Here is a 3,130-nt window from a genome sequence, read left to right on the forward strand (position 1 = left end):
CCCCCGGCGGGCCCCGGGGGGACCCAACCCCGGCAACCCGCCAGTACAGTGACCACCCTTTTTTCCTACCCGACCAGAAGCCGCCATGACCCCCCTCGAGCGTTACCAGGCCGACCTCAAGCGCCCGGAGTTTTTCTACGATGCTGCCCAGGAAGAGGCCGTTCGCCATCTGCAGCGCCTCTATGACGAATTGCTCGTCGAGCCTGCCGCCAAGGGTGGCCTGTTCGGCAAGCTGCTCGGGCGCAAGACGGTCACGCCGATCAAGGGTCTGTATTTCTGGGGTGGGGTAGGGCGTGGCAAGACCTATCTGGTCGATACCTTCTATGACGCCCTGCCGTTCAAGCAGAAGATGCGCACCCACTTCCACCGCTTCATGAAGCGTGTCCACGAAGAGCTGCGCACCCTCAAGGGCGAGAAGAATCCCCTGACCATCATCGCCCGGCGCTTCGCCGACGAGGCGCGGGTGATCTGCTTCGACGAATTCTTCGTTTCCGACATCACCGACGCCATGATCCTGGCGACCCTGCTCGAAGAGCTGTTCAAGAACGGCGTGAGTCTGGTCGCCACCTCGAACATCGTGCCCGACGGCCTCTACAAGGACGGCCTGCAGCGCGCGCGCTTCCTGCCGGCCATCGCCCTGCTCAAGGAGCACACCGAGATCGTCAACGTCGACAGCGGCGTGGACTATCGTCTGCGCGCCCTGGAGCAGGCCCAGCTCTTTCACTATCCGCTGAGCGAAGCCGTCGAGGCGGCGATGGCCAAGAGCTTCCGTTCGCTCACCGTCGAGTGCAACGACCTCTGCGAAGACGTGCCGCTGATGATCGAGAATCGCGAGATCCGCGCCCGCCGCACCTGTGAGGATGTCGCCTGGTTCGATTTCCGTGCCCTCTGCGACGGTCCGCGCAGCCAGAACGACTACATCGAGCTTGGCAAGATCTTCCAGACGGTGCTGGTCAGCAATGTCGAGCAGATGGATGCGCTCAAGGACGACATGGCGCGACGCTTCATCAACCTGGTCGATGAATTCTACGATCGCCAGGTCAAGCTGATCCTGTCCGCCGAGGTCGAGCTCAAGGACCTCTATTCCGGTGGCCGCCTGGAGTTTGAATTCCAGCGCACCCTCAGTCGCCTGCTGGAAATGCAGTCCCACGAATACCTGGCGCGTCCGCACAAGCCGTGAACCCTGCCTGGGTTGAAGGATCAACCCCTTGACCCAGGTTTTCGGGAGGTACGTGTGAATTCCGATCCCTTCGCCGATTGGGATGGCTCGCCCACCCAGGCGCGCATCCTGCAGAGGCAACTCGCCAAGCAGGTCCTGCTGCACGACGACTTCGGCTCGCCGCGGCGTTACGCGGGTGTCGATGTGGGTTTCGAAGAGGGCGGCGAGATCACCCGCGCGGTGGCCGTCCTGCTGGATGCCGAGACCCTGCAGCCGCTGGCCCATGCCGTCGCCCGCATCCCCACGGTGATGCCCTATGTCCCGGGACTGCTGTCCTTTCGGGAGCTCCCCGCACTGCTCCAGGCACTGGCGGAATTGCCGGAGACTCCCGATCTGGTGTTTTGCGATGGCCACGGCATCGCCCATCCCCGCCGGCTGGGCATCGCCGCTCATCTGGGTGTGGTCACCGGTCTGCCGACGATCGGCGTAGCCAAGAAAATCCTTACCGGCCACCACGGCGAACTCGCCGAGACGCGCGGCAGCCAGGTCGACTTGCTGGATCGCGAGGATGGGGTGATAGGTACGGTGCTGCGCAGCAAGGATCGGGTCAGGCCGCTGATCGTGTCGCCCGGGCACCGGGTCGGTCTGGCCACTGCGCCCGCACTGGTCATGGCCTGCGTAAGGCGTCACCGCCTGCCGGAACCCACGCGACTGGCAGACCACCTGGCCTCACGCCGTCAGGGCTCGGCGGCTACCCAGGCGCTATTTTCCTTCTGATTCTCTGCTTGCTTTTTTACCCTGAGCGGGTATCATGCCGCAGCTTTCTTGGCGGGGGATGCCTAAGCCTGCCGAGATCGCCGTAGCGGACGCCGACCCGAGCCCCCGAAGAGCGTCTGTTTCCGGCTGCCCCCGACTTGTCTGGGGTTGCACTGTTGTGTAGAATTTGCCGTCTTTTTACCAGGGCGGCCTCTGAGGCCATAGAGAATGAAAACTTTCACCGCAAAACCGGAAACCGTTAAGCGCGACTGGTACGTCGTCGACGCTGCTGGCCAGACTCTGGGTCGTCTGGCTACTGAAATCGCCACTCGCCTGCGTGGCAAGCACAAGCCCGAATACACCCCTCACGTTGACACCGGCGACTACATCGTCGTCATCAACGCCGAGCAGGTTCGTGTGACCGGTGCCAAGACTACCGACAAGATGTACTATCATCACTCCGGTTTCCCGGGTGGCATCAAGTCGATCAACTTCGAAAAGCTGATCGCCCGTGCTCCCGAGCGCGTCATCGAGACCGCCGTCAAGGGTATGCTGCCGAAGAACCCGCTGGGCCGCGACATGTATCGCAAGCTCAAGGTGTACAAGGGTGCGAACCATCCGCACACCGCTCAGCAGCCCCAAGAACTCAAGTTTTAATCGGGATAGTACAACATGTCGGCAACTCAAAATTACGGTACCGGCCGTCGTAAGACTGCCACCGCTCGTGTCTTCCTCCGTCCGGGCACTGGCAAGATCTCCATCAACGATCGCGCTCTGGACACCTTCTTCGGCCGCGAAACCGCGCGCATGGTCGTGCGTCAGCCTCTCGAGCTGACCGAGACCCTGGAGAAGTTCGACATCTACGTTACCGTCGCTGGCGGTGGTGTGAGCGGTCAGGCCGGTGCTATCCGTCACGGCATCACCCGCGCTCTGATCGAGTATGACGAAGGCTACCGCAGCTCCCTGCGCAAAGCCGGTTACGTCACTCGTGACGCCCGTGAAGTCGAGCGTAAGAAGGTCGGTCTGCGCAAAGCGCGTAAGCGTCCGCAGTACTCCAAGCGTTAATCCTTCGGGATACGCTCGAAAAACCCAGCCTATGGCTGGGTTTTTTTATGCCCAGGATTTTTCCCGCGTGGGCACCCTGGGTTGGGGGGGGGGGGGGGGGGCGCCCCCCCCGCCCCCCCCCCCCCCCGGCGCCCCCCCGGGGGGGGGGGG

4 protein-coding genes are annotated in these 3,130 nt (G+C 62.9%); all 4 read left to right on the forward strand.

Annotated features, from left to right (window positions below; all coding sequences use genetic code 11):
• Window positions 1-85 precede the first annotated feature (85 nt).
• The 4 genes from zapE (at window position 86) to rpsI (ending at window position 2,980) form a co-directional block, all read left to right on the forward strand.
• The gene (zapE, locus tag QMX82_RS25485; RefSeq protein ID WP_208692212.1) at window positions 86-1,180 is read left to right on the forward strand and encodes a cell division protein ZapE; all 1,095 of its coding nucleotides are present in this window, start codon (window positions 86-88) and stop codon (window positions 1,178-1,180) included.
• Between the two features lie 54 nt (window positions 1,181-1,234).
• Entirely contained in the window at window positions 1,235-1,936 is a 702-nt protein-coding gene (gene nfi, locus QMX82_RS25490; protein ID WP_282288761.1) for a deoxyribonuclease V, read from the forward strand.
• A 207-nt stretch (window positions 1,937-2,143) separates the two neighbouring features.
• Window positions 2,144-2,572, forward strand: a complete 429-nt coding sequence (gene rplM / locus QMX82_RS25495) for a 50S ribosomal protein L13 (RefSeq protein WP_007160609.1) — start codon at window positions 2,144-2,146, stop codon at window positions 2,570-2,572.
• Window positions 2,573-2,587: 15 nt separating this feature from the next.
• Complete coding sequence (gene rpsI, locus QMX82_RS25500; protein ID WP_017640910.1) at window positions 2,588-2,980, forward strand: 30S ribosomal protein S9; 393 nt, start codon at window positions 2,588-2,590, stop codon at window positions 2,978-2,980.
• The last annotated feature ends 150 nt before the right edge of the window (window positions 2,981-3,130 follow it).

This window comes from Pseudomonas sp. PS02302 (assembly GCF_029959585.1).
Classification (GTDB): domain Bacteria; phylum Pseudomonadota; class Gammaproteobacteria; order Pseudomonadales; family Pseudomonadaceae; genus Chryseomonas; species Chryseomonas aestiva.

Excerpts from the sequence above, each read along its gene's own strand:
- zapE (WP_208692212.1), top strand. The coding sequence starts at position 86 with ATGACCCCCCTCGAGCGTTACCAGGCCGACCTCAAGCGCCCGGAGTTT.
- rplM (WP_007160609.1), top strand. The coding sequence starts at position 2,144 with ATGAAAACTTTCACCGCAAAACCGGAAACCGTTAAGCGCGACTGGTAC.
- rpsI (WP_017640910.1), top strand. The coding sequence starts at position 2,588 with ATGTCGGCAACTCAAAATTACGGTACCGGCCGTCGTAAGACTGCCACC.